Annotated in this window: 12 protein-coding genes and 1 pseudogene; 7 read left to right on the forward strand and 6 right to left on the reverse strand. The window is 58.6% G+C overall.

Annotated features, from left to right (window positions below):
- Nucleotides 1–46: 46 nt before the first annotated feature.
- Nucleotides 47–1,693, forward strand: a complete 1,647-nt coding sequence (locus AC3WK5_RS02435) for an NlpC/P60 family protein (RefSeq protein ID WP_103318901.1) — start codon at nt 47–49, stop codon at nt 1,691–1,693.
- A gap of 12 nt (nt 1,694–1,705) precedes the next feature.
- Nucleotides 1,706–2,716: a S1C family serine protease gene (locus tag AC3WK5_RS02440; protein ID WP_103318899.1), complete on the forward strand. Its 1,011-nt coding sequence runs from the start codon at nt 1,706–1,708 to the stop codon at nt 2,714–2,716.
- 78 nt (nt 2,717–2,794) lie between these two features.
- Here the strand turns inward: AC3WK5_RS02440 and AC3WK5_RS02445 are convergent.
- The 4 genes and pseudogenes from AC3WK5_RS02445 to AC3WK5_RS02460 all read right to left on the reverse strand — a co-directional run.
- Nucleotides 2,795–3,073 (reverse strand): annotated as a pseudogene (locus tag AC3WK5_RS02445) (diguanylate cyclase); the annotation flags it as partial.
- A 27-nt stretch (nt 3,074–3,100) separates the two neighbouring features.
- Entirely contained in the window at nt 3,101–4,327 is a 1,227-nt protein-coding gene (locus AC3WK5_RS02450) for a hypothetical protein (protein ID WP_146039829.1), read from the reverse strand.
- A gap of 359 nt (nt 4,328–4,686) precedes the next feature.
- Complete coding sequence (locus AC3WK5_RS02455; protein ID WP_103318895.1) at nt 4,687–5,739, reverse strand: AraC family transcriptional regulator; 1,053 nt, start codon at nt 5,737–5,739, stop codon at nt 4,687–4,689.
- A gap of 5 nt (nt 5,740–5,744) precedes the next feature.
- Complete coding sequence (locus AC3WK5_RS02460; RefSeq protein ID WP_103318893.1) at nt 5,745–6,746, reverse strand: AraC family transcriptional regulator; 1,002 nt, start codon at nt 6,744–6,746, stop codon at nt 5,745–5,747.
- A gap of 167 nt (nt 6,747–6,913) precedes the next feature.
- Here AC3WK5_RS02460 and AC3WK5_RS02465 point away from each other — a divergent pair, with 167 nt between their 5' ends.
- The gene (locus AC3WK5_RS02465) at nt 6,914–7,060 is read left to right on the forward strand and encodes a hypothetical protein (RefSeq protein WP_177474719.1); all 147 of its coding nucleotides are present in this window, start codon (nt 6,914–6,916) and stop codon (nt 7,058–7,060) included.
- Nucleotides 7,061–7,063: 3 nt separating this feature from the next.
- On the opposite strand, the gene AC3WK5_RS02470 is transcribed toward AC3WK5_RS02465, so the two are convergent.
- Nucleotides 7,064–7,660 carry a TetR/AcrR family transcriptional regulator gene (locus tag AC3WK5_RS02470; protein ID WP_103318891.1) on the reverse strand — a complete coding sequence of 199 codons (597 nt, stop codon included), beginning with the start codon at nt 7,658–7,660 and terminating at the stop codon, nt 7,064–7,066.
- Nucleotides 7,661–7,779: 119 nt separating this feature from the next.
- Here AC3WK5_RS02470 and AC3WK5_RS02475 point away from each other — a divergent pair, with 119 nt between their 5' ends.
- Genes AC3WK5_RS02475 through AC3WK5_RS02485 form a run of 3 tightly spaced genes read left to right on the forward strand, consistent with a single transcriptional unit; the run spans nt 7,780 to nt 13,509 of the window.
- A complete protein-coding gene (locus tag AC3WK5_RS02475) occupies nt 7,780–8,937 on the forward strand; it encodes a MexC family multidrug efflux RND transporter periplasmic adaptor subunit (RefSeq protein ID WP_103318889.1) in 1,158 nt (385 codons plus the stop codon).
- 27 nt (nt 8,938–8,964) lie between these two features.
- The gene (locus AC3WK5_RS02480; protein WP_103318887.1) at nt 8,965–12,096 is read left to right on the forward strand and encodes a multidrug efflux RND transporter permease subunit; all 3,132 of its coding nucleotides are present in this window, start codon (nt 8,965–8,967) and stop codon (nt 12,094–12,096) included.
- Between the two features lie 3 nt (nt 12,097–12,099).
- Entirely contained in the window at nt 12,100–13,509 is a 1,410-nt protein-coding gene (locus AC3WK5_RS02485) for an efflux transporter outer membrane subunit (protein ID WP_103318885.1), read from the forward strand.
- Between the two features lie 101 nt (nt 13,510–13,610).
- Here the strand turns inward: AC3WK5_RS02485 and AC3WK5_RS02490 are convergent, their stop codons facing one another.
- Nucleotides 13,611–14,177, reverse strand: coding sequence for a TetR/AcrR family transcriptional regulator (locus AC3WK5_RS02490; RefSeq protein WP_103318883.1), 567 nt, complete (start codon nt 14,175–14,177; stop codon nt 13,611–13,613).
- Between the two features lie 590 nt (nt 14,178–14,767).
- Between AC3WK5_RS02490 and AC3WK5_RS02495 the strand changes: the two genes are divergently transcribed.
- A complete protein-coding gene (locus AC3WK5_RS02495) occupies nt 14,768–16,879 on the forward strand; it encodes a 3-hydroxyacyl-CoA dehydrogenase NAD-binding domain-containing protein (protein WP_103318879.1) in 2,112 nt (703 codons plus the stop codon).
- Nucleotides 16,880–16,981 lie beyond the last annotated feature (102 nt).

Consider the following 16,981-nt stretch of genomic DNA (forward strand, 5'->3'; position numbering starts at 1 on the left):
GCGCCAGCAGTAAACGGCATTTACGCTATAGCCAGTGGGAGGCTCTATGCTCACCAGGTTTTGCTGCGGGGTTGTATTGCTAGCTACCATACTTCCATCCACCGCCGCTCAAGCTCAAATCACCGGTCCGCTTGACTTGCCAATAGGTAATGGCGTCGGCCAGGTCGGTGTTGAGCGCATTCCCAACGAAGAATGCAGGGGGCCGGCCACCATCGCCCCTGGCCCCGATGGCCAACTGGCCATTCTGGACAGCGTCAACCAGAAGATCTTGATCGTCGGTACAAAGGTAGCCACGGAAATCAAACTGCCCTCCGACTTGCTCGACCCCGTCGATTTGATCGCGACGACGTCCGGCTATGTGGTGGCCGGCGCGCTGGGCGACGTGGCCCTGGTTTCAGCGCCGGCCAAGGTCAGCTCGCGCGCGTCCACCGGCTACGACCCCGAGTCGGGCGCGCCCCGCTTCGTGGTGCTGTCGGACAGCCAGCTCACGCTCGAGAACCTCGCCGGCAAACAGGTGCCCATCGATATCGACAGCAAGCTGTTGGGAGCGCTCAACGACCCAGGCCAGGTGGCCGCGGCGTCCTTTGATTTCAAACTGGAAAAGCCCACGCTTGCAGTGGGCAGCAATGCACTGTCCACCACAGGGTTCAAGCAGGCGAGCGTTTCCTCGCAGCGACGCCTGGTCGATGTGCGCATGCTCTGGGCGAGCGCCAATGACGGCGCCCTGATTGCGACGCAGGAAACCGTGAAAGCGCCTGAAGAACTGAGCTTCGTGCGCCTGATCACAACCGATGCGCAAGGCACGCCCACCACCGAGGCGTACATACCGCCCGATGCCTACGCGTGTAATATCCGCCGCCCCTTCGCGCGATTGACTAACGGTGTGGTCGTCAGCCTTTCATTCGCAAAGGATGGGAAAGTCACCATTGAGCCCATGGTGTTTTCCAAAGTCGGTACCGCCAAGCCGGTGGCCATTGCCCGGCCCACCGATGTGGCGCTGATCGCCTCGGAACAGGACACACTCAAGCAGTTGGAGCAGTTGAACGGAACCAGCGCCGTCGGCTTGGTCGCCCTGCAGCAGATCAGCCGCCAGAGCATTTTGAAAAAAGCGCGCGAGGCGCTGGAACTGAAGTGGGTCATGCATGCCAATAATTACAGCCGCGCCGGGGTTCCCAACCTCTGTAACCCCACGGCCAATATCTGGCACCGCCCCAGCCGGCTGGATGCGCTGCTGGAGAAGGAAGTCACGGCCATTCCCTACCGCTGGGGCGGTTACGCCAGTTCACTCGATACCTTCAAGCAGCACCTCAATGACGGCAGGCTGGCGGGCTCGGACTGTACATGCCGCAATTCCAATTGCGTCTATCCAGGCGCGACGGGCCTGGACTGTTCAGGCTTGGTCTCCTACGCCTGGCAAACAGGGGCCTACTACACAACACGTAGCCTGCTAGATGCCAAAGTAAGCGCCGCGGTGCTCTGGGAGGACCTGCGGCCCGGCGACATCGTCAACAAGTCCGGGTCACATGTTCGGCTTCTCGAAAGCACCGCAAACGGCCCGAAAGGACGCTTCCATACCGTGATCGAATCAGCGGCCAATGCGTCCTGCGGCGGCGTTTGCCGTCGGTCGTACAGCGAAGCTGAGTTGATGCGGGCGGGCTACAAGCCTCTCTCGCGACTGGACCTCACTCCCTGAAGGAAGCGACGCATGGGCGGCATGAATCAACTCGCGACTGCGCTGCTGTTGGCGGCCGTTTCCCTGAGTAGCGCGCACGCCATGGAAGACAGCTGCCTATTCGAGAGCAACAGGGACGCCACGACACGCATCCACTACACCTGCGTCCTGGCCAATGGCGATGGCAATTGTGAAAGCAGCGGCTCGGGTTTCATCGTCTCCGAATCGGGGCTGGTCATCACTAACGACCATGTCATCCGCCCGGTGGGAAATGTCACGGTCGAATCTGAAACGATCGATGTCAAGGTCGGCAGCAGGGGGGCCAGCAGCGTGGGGGCCACGGTGGTCGCGCGTGACAGGGCCAACGATATCGCCTTGCTGCAATTACCCCCGCGCGACAATGGCGAGAGCTGGCAGAGCGTTGCGATCGGCACGGCCGTGCCAACGCCGATGGCAGCCCCCTTGATGGCTCTGGGGTATGCCGGGTGGGAGCTGGCGATGATACCCAACGGTATGAAAACAGCGGAATTGGCCGAGGTCGATGGCGTCTACAAGCCTTGGTGGCAAACCAATCTGGCACTGAACGAGGGCAACAGTGGCGGCCCCGTGTTTGGCAGCAATGGCACGGTCATCGGCATCTCAGTCGCCTACAAAAAATCTAGCCAGTTGGTCTCGTACGTTATCCCGATCTACTACGCCAAGCCGTTCCTTGACCAGGCCGGTGCCCAATCCGTCACATACGGCAGTTGCGCTACCTTCCCTGCATGCAGGAGGAAGATCCACGGCATCGAGGGTTATGACCTGAATGTGACAGTCGAAAAACTGGGCGAGTGGCAGACAAAGAAATCCAGCAGCCCGGAGTTCTGCAATGCATTTCTTACCGAACTACAATCGCAATTCCCAAAATCCGAATTCACCTATTTGCAATCCAGACAGTACACGAGCATGAACGGCCGCAAGCGCGAGCACCTTTACTATTGCAAGTTCCAGCGGCTCGAAAACCCGATCTACAAACTTGCCCAGTCCGAATTCTGCCTGCAATAACCGTCGGCACGGCTAGTACCTAGCTAATCGATGGTCGGATTGGCAGCCAGGAACATTTCGAGGCTGGTTATACGGGCCCAGTCGGGAACCCGCGGCAGCGGCAATCCCTATGCTGACACTCACTTGCCCCAATGGACGACTGGCTTCGTGGGAAATGTTCTCTTGCTTCAATCGGTCGAGGTTAAGCTGTGCCACAATCTGCGCCCTTTCGCTGTCTATATTGGGCATGATGGCCCTCATCTCTTCACCACCATATCGCGCCACCAGATCCGATGAAAAAGAGGACATATCTATTTTTTGTGCACAGTATAGAGAAGTAAATCCGTCCCCTTTTTTCGCCTTTTTCCAGTTGAGCAGTTTCCCCGACTGGCTTGAGTGCTACCACTAACTGGTGCCCAAATAGCATTTGCGATCACCAGTCGAGGAAGGATTGCTTGGGTTCGTCAGCGGGAAAACCTCTTTGTCGAGAAACTGCTCTACGCCCTTGTCCCACGCCACTTTCTTGAATGAGTACTGGATAAGTTGCGCCGAGGCCCAAACCGGATTGTTTTTCTCCAAATCCCCGGCGTCTAACCAATCAGGGCGAACGTCAGCGAGCCCGTGATCAGCACTCGATTGAGCCACATAATCCCTGAAAGAGATTATTCCATAGCGCTGTTTACTTAGCGGATTACAGCCTTCCTCTCGTTCTACATGGGCATCCGAATAGGAGTCCTGAACCATATGTAACAATGAACCTAAGGCGATATGTTTAACGCTTGCCCCTTGTACCAGTGCTGCATATTTAACCTGTGCCCTCGGAACACTGGACGGTTTAAACCTACCCAGCTTCAGCGGATTATACGAACTCTCCCACTCCCCTCCTGGAACCGGATCAAACAATGCCCCCACAGTCCAACCTTGCCTCAGTAGCGTGGCCGAAATTGTGGAAAACGATGAGATTACGGGGCCGTCGATGGTCTCATTGCTGAAGTCATTGGAGGAGATCGAAAGGGTGTAGGTGAATTTCGCCCACGCCATGATCTTGTCTTTAGTTTCCTGGGCAGACTCAGATGGTTGGGAGGCCATGGCGTGGAGGAATTGGAAGTCACCGAAGTGGCTACGGTACAACATCATGGGGGTGTCGGTAATAGCAACGTTCTTGCAAAAAGCCTGGCCACTATCCTTCTTACACCGCGCCTGTTCCTGGGCGTTTTTGAAGAGTGCATTCCACTGCACGGCCTTCACGATGTTTTGTCTGAGTAGCGAGTCGGGATCGTCATTCCACTCACTGCCCAAAACCAGATCTCTGAAAATTCCGCTTTTGCGCAGATTGTCCGCTGACGTTTTTGCCCGGCCCCCCGCTGCCAATTCCGGATGCGTGTAATAGTCGTAAGCCAGCAGCGTCAGGGTCTCATGAACGGGCTGCTTCATGTTGGACGTCAATTTGGTTGCGGGGCAGAGCGTTTCTAAGCCCCAGCAATCAACATCGACAGGGTTCATGTCATAAGCACTTGCTGGCCCGGACGACGCTGCTAGCGACAGCGCAACTACAAAGAATGAAACACGTGACGACTCTGGGCGAAATCCGCAGATGCCTGGTAGCAGACGTATTGGCGCGGCGTTATGCATTTATATATCCCTCCGGATGGGATGTCCATGAAGGATGTGTATAGCTCAGATAATGGCAATTTGCCCGTGGATGACTATCTAAACCCAACTTCCGGAATTTGATGAGCGGGCCACGCGGTGCCAGTGCGGTCGCTGCGGCCAACTGATCAATGCTAATAGGAGAGAGATTTATTTTCCCTGCTCTAAACGTCAGCTATTGGCCGTTTTCTGCCCGTTACCACCGGCAGCTTTTGGCTGGTAGCAGCCTGTCACGAAGGGCAGCCCTCAGCCGAAAGCAGACTCTCGGTAGAAGAGTTCGATTGTTGTCGATATCTGGCTATCACCCCTGGCTGATAAATCGCAGGTCCGCAGGAAAACATTCACGATCGACCTTTCAATCGGTTCTGAAGCAGCAACGGCTGCCTGCGCAACCCAGCCTGTCTACACCACTCCAGTGCAGACACACCAAACCAGCGATGAAACGCCCGCGAGAAAGTGCTGACATCCGCATAACCCAACAGTTGTGCCACTTGCGTCAGGCTCATCGACGGGACTTGCAGGTAATTGCGCACCAATTGCTGGCGTGTCTCATCCAGCAATTGCTGAAAGGACGTGTTTTCTAGCTCCAGGCGACGCTGCAAAGTACGAGGGTTGAGCGCCATGCAGTCGGCCACTTTGTCGATCGTCGCACGTCCGCTGGGCAACAGATTGCGCAGCAATTGCCTGACGTAGCCGGGCATCTCGTCTGCCGACAAGCGCTCCATACCGGACAGATGTTGAGCGATGAGTTGATGCAGGGTTTCACTGGCGCAATCCAGCGGTTGCGCCAGCACGCAAGCGTCGAATAGCAGACCGGTGTGCGCTGCAGAGAAGGTCGGGGTGATGCCCAGCGCCTGCCGATAGACGAACTCGTCTGCAAGGGGCGCGTGACGGAGCATTACCGCCTCGGGCTGCCATTGATCCCCGGCCAAGGTCCGCATCAGTTGTATACCGACACCACACGCCAGTTCTTCTGCTTGAGGCAATCCGCCAATCGCCACCTCATCGGTCCGGTAACCAAGCAACGCGGCGCCGTCGACAACCTCCAGGTCGATGTGCGCCGCGCCGTTGTAGAACGCGAAATTGGCGCGCAGCTCAAGCAAGGCATCACCGATGGTTCGGGTGTTGTAAATCAGGAAAAAAATATCACCGAAGACGTCGATCCCTTGATAGAGCCCAAATTCCAGGCCGAACAACGGGTTATTCGAACGTTGTTGGCACAGCTCCAGCAAGCCGCAATAGTGCTGGAAGGACAGGATATCTTCCGGGCGCTGCAGCGAAGCCACAGGTAGAGAAGCTCTACGCAGCATCTGGCTCGGGTCCAGGCCCTGACGGCGGGCGAATTGATCGAATCCCGTCAGGCTGAGTGCACGAATGAACGGATTGGAAACCATGTCATTTACCGATGAGTTTGCTGCATGCGCTGCTGCCACTTTTGCGGGCTGATGCCATTCCAGCGAGTGAAAGCACGGGAGAATGCGCTCAGGTCGGCGTAACCCAACAGACTAGCCAACTGCGTCAGGCTGATCGACGAGTCGCAGATGTAACGAGCAGCCATTGCCTGTCGCGTGTTGTCCAGCAGTTCCTGAAATCCCGTGCCTTGCGCCAGAAGATAGCGTTGCAAGGTGCGCGGGCTGATCATCATGTGCTCGGCAATCTCGCGAAGCGTGACCGGGCCAATGGCAAGCCTGTTGCGCAGCAGTTTCTGCACATAAGACGGCAGTTCTTGCAACGTCACGCGCGCCAGCTCATCGATGTGTTGCTGGGCCAATTGCTGACACCTGACATCCGTCGAACCCAGAGGTATCGCCAGCAATGACTCATCAAACACCCAGGCATTGACGGGGCTGTCAAAGCGCGGAGGTACACCCAGCAACGCGCGATAGGCACTGCGGTTTGCCGGGGCATAATGGCGCAACATCAGACCTCGCGGCCTCCAGGCGTGCCCCAACAGTTCGCGGAGCAAACAAGCGGCAATTCCCATCGCCAACTCCACCGTCTGACGCACCGAGACCAACGCTCCATCGGTGATTTCATACAGGAGCAGGGCGTTGCCAGCCTGACGTTCAAGGCGCACTAGCGCTCCGTCGCTATGTATATGGAAATAACGTGTCAGTAAATTCAGCGCCTCGCCCACGTTGCCTGTACTGCGCATGGCGTACAGCAGGGTGCCGAGACTTTGCGTGCCCTGGCGTAAGCCGAACTGTAAGCCAAACAGCGGATTGTTCGAACGCACGGCACACAATTCGACCAAGGCGTTGAACTGAGCGCCGGAAAGGTGCGCATCCAGCGGGTCTACGGGCAGATCGACCTCAGCCAGCGCCGAATCCGGATCGATGCCCTGACTGACAGCGAACTCCTTGAACCCCAGCAGAGCAGTGCCACGGACAGTGGACATCATATCGATCCCCCGAATGAAGCACAGCCTGCGGCCAAGGGAGCACTGGCACGATTTGCAAAAACGCTGGCGCGATCTGCAAAGCTTTCACCCTTGTCCTGAGACCAGACTCGAACCACCAATAACAAAAGACCTGCGTTCGGCCCAAGGCTGGACGATGGAGGTATTCGATGCATCGGTTCCTGTTCGCTTTCCTGGTGGTTGCGCTGATTTCGGGTGCGCTTTATTTTCAGCCTCGGCCCGCTAATCACACTGTTGTTCATCATTCCAATCACCCACCGGTTGCCAGCATCAGCGATGCCTTCACGCATTTCTGAGGACTAAAGCGTTCTTTCCTGCACAGATGAGCGCTCGCGGAACTCGCCGCCAGACAGCGCTCCATGCAGGAACATCTGCTCAAGCGTTCGTGCCGAATCGGCGTTGGCTGCACGTCCGCGCTGTTCGGCATCCACCAGGCCGTAGACCAGCGTGATGAACAGCTCGGTAAAAATCGCCGCGGTGATGTCGATGCGAAACAGCCCTTTTTGCTGACCTCTCAGGAAGAACCCATCCAGCGCCTCCAGGTAAAACTGCCAGCGTGTGTCACCCCGTTCGAAGTCGAGGAAGTCAGGGCGGTATTGCGCCATCAGAAAGGCCAGCAGTTCTCGATGGGCCAGGTGCTCCCGGATCAATCGACGCAGCGCGTCCAGCGGCTCCCGGTGCTGTAAACCAGCGCTGCGGATAATCAGATTGAGCGTACCTTCGGCGTATTCCTCCAGTCGCTGCCCCAGATTTTCCCGTGTTCCGCAGAAGCGGTGCAGGGTCGCCTTGCTTACGCCTGCCAATTGCGCCAACTCCTTCATCGTCGCCCGCGGCCGGTTGACGACCGCCACGGTCAGCGTCTTGAGCAGATGTTCTTCATGGGAAATCGGGTTCATCACCAAGCCTCAAGCGATGTTCATACAAGGTTCTCATATTTCTCATATGAGACAATATTGACTCATTAGGGTTTCGAAAGTAGCATTCGCACCAAATTCAATCAAGCTTTGGGTGAGTTATGGGCAATTTGCGTGCAGTAGGGATGGCGGGCTCGCTGGCAGCAGCCATTGCGCTGGCCGGATGTGGGCCGGCGAATGATCAAGCGGGTGTGGCCGAAGTGGCGCGCCCGGTAGAAGTGGTGGCGGTGAAGACTGAGCCTCTGGCGCTGACTTCGGAGCTCCCGGGTAGGGTGGAACCCATGCGGGTCGCCGAAGTGCGTGCACGGGTGCCCGGCATCGTGATGCAAAAGCGATTTGAAGAGGGCGCTGACGTCAAAGCCGGAGACCTGCTGTTCCAGATCGACCCGGCACCGCTCAAAGCGGCTTTATCGCGCGCCGAGGGTGAGTTGGCTCGCACCCAGTCCGTTGTGCTTGAGGCACAGGCGCGGGTCAAACGCTATGAACCGCTGGTGAAGATCGAGGCGGTCAGCCAACAGGATTTTGACAGTGCCATGGCCGACCTGCGAAGCGCTCAGGCGGCAACCCGTTCGGCCCAGGCCGATCTGCAAAGCGCCCGGTTGAACCTCGGTTATGCCTCGGTAACTGCACCGATTTCCGGCCGAGTCGGCCGCGCGCTGGTAACCGAAGGGGCTTTGGTTGGCCAGGGTGATGCGACGTTGATGGCGCGGATTCAGCAACTTGATCCGGTCTATGTCGATTTCACCCAGTCAGCTGCCGATGCGCTGCGTCTGCGCGAATCGCTCAAGGGCGGAAAACTCTCCGCCGACGACAACAAAGCGCTGTCGATTCGGGTCGAGGGCACACCTTACGAGCGCCAGGGCGCGCTAATGTTTACCGACGTTGCGGTAGATCGCGGCACCGGCCAAGTGTCGTTGCGCGGCAAGTTCGCCAATACCGACGGAGTCTTATTGCCGGGAATGTTCGTGCGCGTGCGCACGCCACAAGGTACTGACAACCAGGCCATTCTCGTGCCGCAACGATCGGTGCAACGCGGCAGCGATGGCGGCGCCCAGGTGATGGTGGTCGGCGCAGACAACCGGGTCGAGTCACGCATTGTGGTCACCGGTGCCATGCAGGGTTCTCGCTGGCAGATCAGTGAGGGATTGAAGGCGGGCGATCAAGTGATTGTCGGCGGCCTTGCCGGTCTGCAACCGGGTGCCAAGGTCGCGCCTGGCCAATCCCACGCCCAGGCTCAGTCGCCTGAGTCGAAACAGTAAGGGCGCAGTCGCCGCGAGGATTTTCCGATGTCTCAGTTTTTCATCAAGCGTCCGAACTTTGCCTGGGTGATGGCGTTGTTCATCTCTCTGGCCGGTCTGCTGGTCATCCCGATGCTGCCGGTGGCGCAGTATCCCAACGTTGCCCCGCCGCAAATCAAGGTGACGGCGACCTATCCCGGTGCCTCTGCGAAAGTGCTGGTGGACTCGGTCACCAGCGTGATCGAGGAGTCGCTCAATGGTGCCAAGAACCTGCTGTATTTCGAGTCGACCAACAACTCCAACGGCATCGCCGAGATTGCTGTTACGTTCCAGCCCGGCACTGATCCGCAGCTCGCCCAGGTTGACGTGCAAAACCGCCTGAAAAAGGCCGAAGCACGCATGCCGCAAGCCGTGCTCACCCAAGGGCTGGAGGTGGAACAGACCAGCGCCGGTTTCCTGCTGATCTATGCGCTCAACTACAAGGAAGGCACCCAGCACAGCGATACTACCGCTCTGGGTGACTATGCCGCGCGCAACATCAACAACGAACTGCGCCGGGTGCCCGGCGTCGGCAAGCTGCAATTCTTCTCTTCTGAAGCAGCCATGCGCATCTGGATCGACCCGCAGAAACTGGTGGGTTACGGGCTATCTATTGATGACGTGAGTACAGCCATCCGCGGGCAAAACGTGCAGGTGCCGGCCGGCAGCTTCGGCAGTACGCCGACTAGCAGCCAGCAGGAACTGACTGCCACGCTGGCGGTGAAAGGTACTCTGGATAATCCGGAAGAATTCGCACGCATCGTTCTGCGCGCCAACGAGGACGGCTCGACGGTCAAACTGGCGGATGTCGCTCGCGTGGAAGTCGGCCAGGAGAGTTACAACTTCAACTCGCGTCTGAACGGCAGACCGGCGGTGGCGGCGGCGATCCAGTTGTCCCCCGGCGCCAACGCGATCCAGACCGCGACGGCAGTCAAGGAACGCCTGGCCGAACTGTCGGCCTACTTCCCGGACGACGTGGAATATTCCGTACCCTATGACACTTCGCGTTTCGTCGATGTTGCTATCGAGAAGGTGATCCATACCTTGATCGAGGCGATGGTGCTGGTATTCCTAGTGATGTTCCTGTTCTTGCAGAACATCCGCTACACGTTGATCCCGTCGATTGTGGTGCCGGTGTGTTTGCTGGGCACGCTGCTGATGATGTACCTGCTGGGCTTCTCGGTGAACATGATGACCATGTTCGGCATGGTGCTCGCGATCGGCATTCTGGTGGACGACGCCATCGTAGTAGTGGAGAACGTTGAACGGATCATGGCCGAGGAGGGGCTGTCTCCGGTCGACGCCACAGTCAAAGCGATGGGGCAAGTATCGGGAGCGATCATCGGCATCACCTTGGTGCTGTCGGCGGTGTTCATGCCACTGGCGTTCATGTCCGGCTCGGTGGGTGTGATCTACCAACAGTTCTCGGTGTCGCTGGCGGTATCGATTCTGTTCTCGGGCTTCCTGGCGCTGACGTTCACTCCGGCGCTGTGTGCCACGCTGCTCAAGCCGATTCCTCAGGGACACCATGAGAAACGCGGTTTCTTCGGCGCCTTCAACCGTGGCTTTGCCCGGCTCACCGAGCGTTACTCGATCCTGAACAACGGGCTGGTGTCGCGTGCTGGCCGGATGATGTTGGTGTACGTGGGCATTATCGCGATGCTCGGTTACTTCTATCTGCGCTTGCCGGAGTCGTTTGTGCCCGTGGAGGACCAAGGCTACATGATCGTCGACGTCCAGTTGCCGCCGGGCGCGACCCGAACTCGTACCGAAGCCACCGGTGAACAACTGGAGCGGTATCTCGCCTCCCGTGAGGCGGTCAAGTCGACTTTTCTGGTATCAGGCTTCAGCTTTTCCGGGATGGGCGACAACGCGGCGCTGGCATTCCCGGTGTTCAAGGATTGGTCGCTGCGTGGCGAAGATCAATCGGCCATGGCGGAAGTCATGGCGCTGAACGAGCAATTTGCCGTGACCAACGACGGCGCAGTGATGGCGGTGCCTCCGCCACCGATTGATGGCCTGGGGAACTCCGGTGGTTTTGCGCTTCGCCTGCAGGATCGCGCCGGCCTGGGCCGCGAAGCATTGATCGCAGCCCGCGACCAGTTGCTCGGGCAGGCCAATGGCAACCCGAAAATCCTCTACGCAATGATGGAAGGCCTGGCCGAGTCGCCGCAATTGCGGGTGGTGATCGACCGTGACAAGGCCCGCACCCTGGGTGTGAGTTTCGAGTCGATCAGCAGTGCATTGTCAGCCGCATTCGGTTCGGAGGTGATCAACGACTTCACCAACGCCGGCCGTCAGCAGCGTGTGGTGGTGCAGGCTGAGCAGGGCGACCGGATGACCCCGGAAAGCGTACTCAAACTGTACGTGCACAACAGTGCGGGCGATCTGGTGCCGCTCAGCGCCTTCGTCACCACCCACTGGGAGGAAGGTCCGGTGCAAGTGGTGCGCTATAACGGCTATCCGACGATCCGTATCGTTGGTGATGCGGCACCCGGTTTCAGTACTGGTCAGGCGATGGCAGAAATGGAGAGAATCGCCGCGGCGTTGCCGGCGGGTTTTAGCTACGAATGGACCGGCCTGTCCTATCAGGAAAAGGTCTCCAGTGGCCAGGCGACGCAACTGTTCGCGCTCGCCATCCTCGTGGTGTTCCTGTTGCTGGTGGCGCTCTACGAGAGCTGGGCGATTCCGTTGACGGTGATGCTGATTGTTCCAATCGGCGCGATTGGTGCGGTACTTGCGGTCATGGTCGTCGGGCTGCCCAACGACGTGTACTTCAAGGTTGGCCTGATCACCATCATCGGTCTGGCGGCGAAGAACGCGATTCTCATCGTCGAGTTCGCCAAAGAGCTCTGGGAGAAGGGTTACAGCCTACGCGACGCAGCCATTGAGGCCGCACGCCTGCGCTTCCGACCGATTGTCATGACCTCCATGGCTTTCATTCTCGGTGTGGTGCCGCTGGCGTTGGCAACCGGTGCGGGCGCGGCGAGCCAGCGTGCAATTGGTACTGGCGTGATCGGCGGCATGCTCAGCGCGACTTTGCTGGGTGTGCTGTTCGTACCGATCTGTTTTGTCTGGGTGCTGTCGATGCTGCGCAGTAAACCGGCCCCCATTGAACAACCCGCTTTGACTCAGGAGTGACTCATGCGTATTTCAGCTTTTTCTACGCTGGTGATCGCCATGCTGCTGGGCGGTTGTTCGCTGGCGCCCACTTATGAGCGGCCCGTCGCGCCGGTTGCAGACAACTGGACGAGTGAGTCCGCCGAGCGCGGCAGTCCGATCAAACAACTGGTGTGGCAGACGTTTATCGTCGATCCCGACTTGCGCCGCCTGGTGGTGATCGCTCTGGACAACAACCGCTCACTGCGCCAGACGCTTCTGGATATCGAGCAAGCCCGGGCGCAATACCGCATCCAGCGGGCCGACCGGGTACCGGGGTTGAATGCCAGCGCAGCGGGTAATCGCCAGCGCTTGCCGGCGGACCTGGCTAGTGACGGCCGGGCGGGGGTTGCCAGCAGCTATCAGGTCGGTTTGTCGCTGCCCGAATACGAGCTGGACCTGTTCGGCCGGGTGAAGAGCCTCAGTGACTCAGCATTGCAAGAGTACCTGGCCACCGAAGAAGCCGCACGCGCGGCGCAGATCGCACTGATCGCCGAAGTCAGCCAGGCTTATCTGGTTCACGATGGCGCCCAGCGTCGCCTGGATCTGACGCAACAAACCCTGATCAGCCGCGAGTACTCGTTTGTCCTGATCAGCCAGCGCCGCTCGAACGGTACAGCGACCGCGCTGGATTACCAGGAAGCACTGGGACTGGTGGAGCAATCGCGCGCAGAACAGGAAAGTAATCTGCGGCAGAAACAACAGGCTTTTAACGCGCTGGTTCTGTTGCTCGGCACCAAAGATGCGGCGAAGTCGATTCCCGAACGGTTGCAGAAGGAGCCGATGCTGGTTCAAGACATCGCGCCTGACACCACGTCGACGCTGATCGAACGCCGACCGGACATTCTCGCCGCCGAGCATCGTCTGCAGGCACGCAATGCCGACATTGGCGCTGCACGTGCGGCGTTCTTTCCGCGCATCAGCCTTACGGGGAGCTTCGGCACTTCCAGCGCGCAAATGTCCGGCTTGTTCGACGGTGGCTCACGGTCCTGGAGTTTTGTGCCGAACCTGTCGCTGCCGTTGTTTGATGCCGGCCGCAACAGCGCAGGGCTGAGTCTGGCCGAAGCCCGCAAGGACTCGGCCGTGGCGGCGTATGAGGGCACGATTCAAACGGCGTTTCGCGAGGTCGCCGATGCACTGGCCGCTACCGACACCTTGCGCCGGGAGGAGGCGGCTCGGCGCGCATTGGCCAATACCAGCAGCGAGACGCTGAAACTGGCCAAGGCCCGCTATGAAGGTGGTATTGACAGTCACCTGCGTTACCTCGATGCCCAGCGCACCAGCTTCGTCAACGAGACGGCCTTTATCGAGGTCAGCACTCAGCGGCAGATTGCCTTGGTCGATCTGTTCCGTTCGCTGGGCGGGGGATGGTCACCGCAAGCAAGCGTCAGATAAATCCTGGCAAGAGCTCCTTTGGGTTGGCGCATCCAACCTTTTTTTAGCCCCGTAGACCGATAGGTCACGGGGTTTTTTTTTGCAGGAGAGCAGGGTGGGGGTTATTGGGGACGTGCTGCACCGGCAGCGCCATGCAGGAACATCTGTTCCAGCACATTGGCCGAGTTGGCACTGGCCGCGCGCCCACGGCGCTCGGCATCGACCATGCCGAAGACCATGGTCAGGAACAGTTCGGTGAAGACCGCTGCGGTGACATCGATGCGGAAGGCACCCAATTGCTGGCCGCGCAGAAAGAATGCATCAAGGGCATCGGCATAAGATTGCCAACGGTCGCCCTCACCATTTACCGGGAAGGTGTCGGGGCGATATTGAAAGAGCAGGAAAACCAGCATTTCACGATGCGCCAAATGCTCATTGATCAGACTACGTAGCGCCTGCACCGGCTCGCCGTGCAACAGGTCGGTCGTGGTGGTGATCTGGTTCAGCACCGTCTCACCGTGGCTTTCCATCATCCGCACCAAGTTGTCACGGGTGCCGCAGAAGCGGTGCAGGGTGGCCTTGCTCACTCCAGCGGCTTCAGCCAGTTCCTTGAGCGTCGCCCGAGGGCGATCAACGATGGCCAGAGCCAACGCCTTGATGAGTCTTTCGTCTTGGGGAGTCAGGGACATCAGGAAGTCTCGGATCAAATTTCAATGGCAAGCATTGTGCCGGAAAAGCTCATTGCTTCAACGAAAACGACAAAACAGGAGGAAAATACTTCATTTGAGACATTATTCGCTCACCGAACTCATGAGCAAAACGTTGGCCTTGTTTCTAACCTGTCACACCTCACAGTCGCAGGGATACAGACGCTCTTGAGTGTCATGATCTGCACAATCTATGGCGTGATCTGCCAAGCTTTTGCATCCGCCGGTGCCCAGAATCGAAGCTCCCAATAACAAAAGACGCTGCATTCGGCTTCAGCCGAATGACGGAGGTTTTCGATGCGCCCATTCCTTTTTTCGTGCCTGGCCATGGCGTTTATGTCTCTCGCCGTTTACTCCATCTATTCCTTCTACTCACTGGGTTCATTTGGCGCCTTTGGTTCAGCGGTTTCGGGCCGCGTCGCCAGCTCTCAGTCGAATTATCCAGTTGCCAGCATCGGTGAAGTCTTCAGAAATTTTTGACGACCAGAGGCCAACGAGCGCACTTGCGCTTGCTCTGCGCCGGCAATCAGCCCTTTTTTTGAAGTCCTGTTAACGCAACTTAAGGATCCCCAATGTGCGACCTGATCCACTACCGTCTCGAAGACGGTTTGGCCCTGATCGGCCTGGACTGTCCGCCGATCAACGCACTCGGCCAATCTCTGCGCGCCGCCATCATCGACGCCTGCGAACGCGCTGCTGCTGACATCAGCGTGCAGGCCATTATTCTCTATGGTGAGCATGGCCTGTTTAGCGTCGGCGCCGATATTACGGAATTCGGCACCGATGCCTTTTTTGCTGAGCCGGACCTGCCTAGCACGCTGGTACGCCTGACCGAGATCCACAAACCGCTGATTGCTGCGATTGGTACGCTGGCGCTGGGTGGTGCCCTGGAGCTGGCCCTAGCCTGTGGATACCGGATGGGTGAGCCGGGCACTCGAGTTGGTTTGTCGGAAATAAACCTGGGCCTGTTACCCGGCGCTGGCGGGACCCAGCGCCTGCCAAGGCTTATAGGCGCTGAATCGGCACTGAATCTGATTCTTTCGGGTGAACAGATAGACGCCGAACGCGCTCGCATGTTGGGAATCCTCGACCGCATTGCCACCAGTGCCGAGCAGTTGCTGGATGAGGCGCGCGCTTATGCCAGGGAGCTTATCGACTGCTACGCCCCAGCGCGGCCGGCAGAGGCCTGGCCGAAGCCGGCTGAGGACTTGCCGGACGATTTCCTCGCTCGCTATCGTGCCGAACATGAACCTCGCTGGAATAGCCGTCTGGCCCCGCGCCTGGTGCTCTCTGCGCTGGAAGCCGCCTGCCTGCTGCCACTGGAGGAGGGGCTGGCCCGAGAGTTGACACTATTCAAGCAGGCCGAAGCTTCCCGTCAGTCGAAAGCGCTTCGCCATGTGTTCTTCGCTGAGCGCGAGGCCGGACGCATTCCTGGCATCGAGGCCGACATTACGCTGCGTAAGATCGACAAGGTTGCGATAGTCGGAGCCGGTACCATGGGTGGTGGCATTGCCATGAACTTCGCCAACGCTGGTATCCCTGTAGCCTTGCTTGAACTCAAGGGTGATGCGCTGGATCACGGCCTGATGCAAATCCGCAAGAACTACGAGATCAGCGTCAGGCGTGGAAAGATGACCGCCGAACAACTGGAACAACGGATGGATCTGCTGTTCGGCACCCTCGACTACGAGGATCTTACTGACGCCGACCTGGTGATCGAGGCGGTGTTCGAAAAGATGGAGGTCAAGCAGCAGGTGTTCCGCAACCTCGAAAGGGTTTGCAAACCGGGTGCCATCCTCGCTACCAACACTTCGTCACTCGATGTCGATGCCATTGCGGCAACCGTCTCCCGCCCGCAGGATGTGATTGGCCTGCATTTCTTCAGTCCGGCCAATGTCATGCGCCTGCTAGAAGTAGTCCGCGGCAAGGCCACCGCGCCAGACGTGTTGGCTACCACCATGAGGATTGCCAAGCGTATCGGCAAACTGCCGGTGATCTCCGGTGTCTGCTTTGGTTTCATCGGCAATCGCATGCTCGAACCTTATGCCCGAGAAGCCCATCGTCTGCTGCTGGAGGGCGCCACACCGGCGCAGGTGGACGGAGTGCTCACCGCGCTAGACCTGAACATGGGAATCTTCAGCATGCTGGACCTTGCCGGCATCGACGTGAGTTTCCTGATACGCGACTCGAATCGCGCGGCCATTGCCCATGATGAAAGCTATTGCCGCCTCGCAGAGGAGCTCTATGCCCTGGGGCGATACGGCCAGAAGACCGGGCGAGGTTTCTACCTCTATGAAGGGCGCAACCGTAAGGACGACCACGAGGTCGTCGTGCTGGCGGAACGCCTTGCCAACGAGCTGGATGTTCCCCGACGACCCATTGAAGATCAGGAAATCCATGACCGCTGTCTGTTCATGTTGATCAACGAAGGTATCCAGTTGCTGGACGAAGGTATCGCCCTGCGCGCCAGCGACATCGATCTGGTCTGGATCAACGGCTACGGCTTTCCCGCCCATCTTGGCGGTCCGATGCACTACGCCGAACAGCTAGGACTGGGCAAGGTGCTTTCCGGCATCCGGCACTATCGCCACGTGCTCGGTGAATACGGCGAGATGTGGTTCCGGCCGGCGGATCTGCTGGAACGTCTGGTCGCTGCTGGCAGAACCCGCATCGAACTAATCTGAAAAATTCCTCTTTCTCCGGGGAAAGGCCAGTCATGAGGGTGACCACGCATCAACCTCATCCTGGCCCGACCCCGGAGGAAGAGGGTCTACCTGCCTGTAAAA

Source organism: Pseudomonas sp. FW306-02-D09B (genome assembly GCF_058782685.1).

Coding starts and splice junctions, on each gene's coding strand:
- AC3WK5_RS02435 (WP_103318901.1), top strand. CDS start 47: ATGCTCACCAGGTTTTGCTGCGGGGTTGTATTGCTAGCTACCATACTT.
- AC3WK5_RS02440 (WP_103318899.1), top strand. CDS start 1,706: ATGGGCGGCATGAATCAACTCGCGACTGCGCTGCTGTTGGCGGCCGTT.
- AC3WK5_RS02450 (WP_146039829.1), bottom strand. CDS start 4,327: ATGCATAACGCCGCGCCAATACGTCTGCTACCAGGCATCTGCGGATTT.
- AC3WK5_RS02455 (WP_103318895.1), bottom strand. CDS start 5,739: ATGGTTTCCAATCCGTTCATTCGTGCACTCAGCCTGACGGGATTCGAT.
- AC3WK5_RS02460 (WP_103318893.1), bottom strand. CDS start 6,746: ATGATGTCCACTGTCCGTGGCACTGCTCTGCTGGGGTTCAAGGAGTTC.
- AC3WK5_RS02465 (WP_177474719.1), top strand. CDS start 6,914: ATGCATCGGTTCCTGTTCGCTTTCCTGGTGGTTGCGCTGATTTCGGGT.
- AC3WK5_RS02470 (WP_103318891.1), bottom strand. CDS start 7,660: ATGAACCCGATTTCCCATGAAGAACATCTGCTCAAGACGCTGACCGTG.
- AC3WK5_RS02475 (WP_103318889.1), top strand. CDS start 7,780: ATGGGCAATTTGCGTGCAGTAGGGATGGCGGGCTCGCTGGCAGCAGCC.
- AC3WK5_RS02480 (WP_103318887.1), top strand. CDS start 8,965: ATGTCTCAGTTTTTCATCAAGCGTCCGAACTTTGCCTGGGTGATGGCG.
- AC3WK5_RS02485 (WP_103318885.1), top strand. CDS start 12,100: ATGCGTATTTCAGCTTTTTCTACGCTGGTGATCGCCATGCTGCTGGGC.
- AC3WK5_RS02490 (WP_103318883.1), bottom strand. CDS start 14,177: ATGTCCCTGACTCCCCAAGACGAAAGACTCATCAAGGCGTTGGCTCTG.
- AC3WK5_RS02495 (WP_103318879.1), top strand. CDS start 14,768: ATGTGCGACCTGATCCACTACCGTCTCGAAGACGGTTTGGCCCTGATC.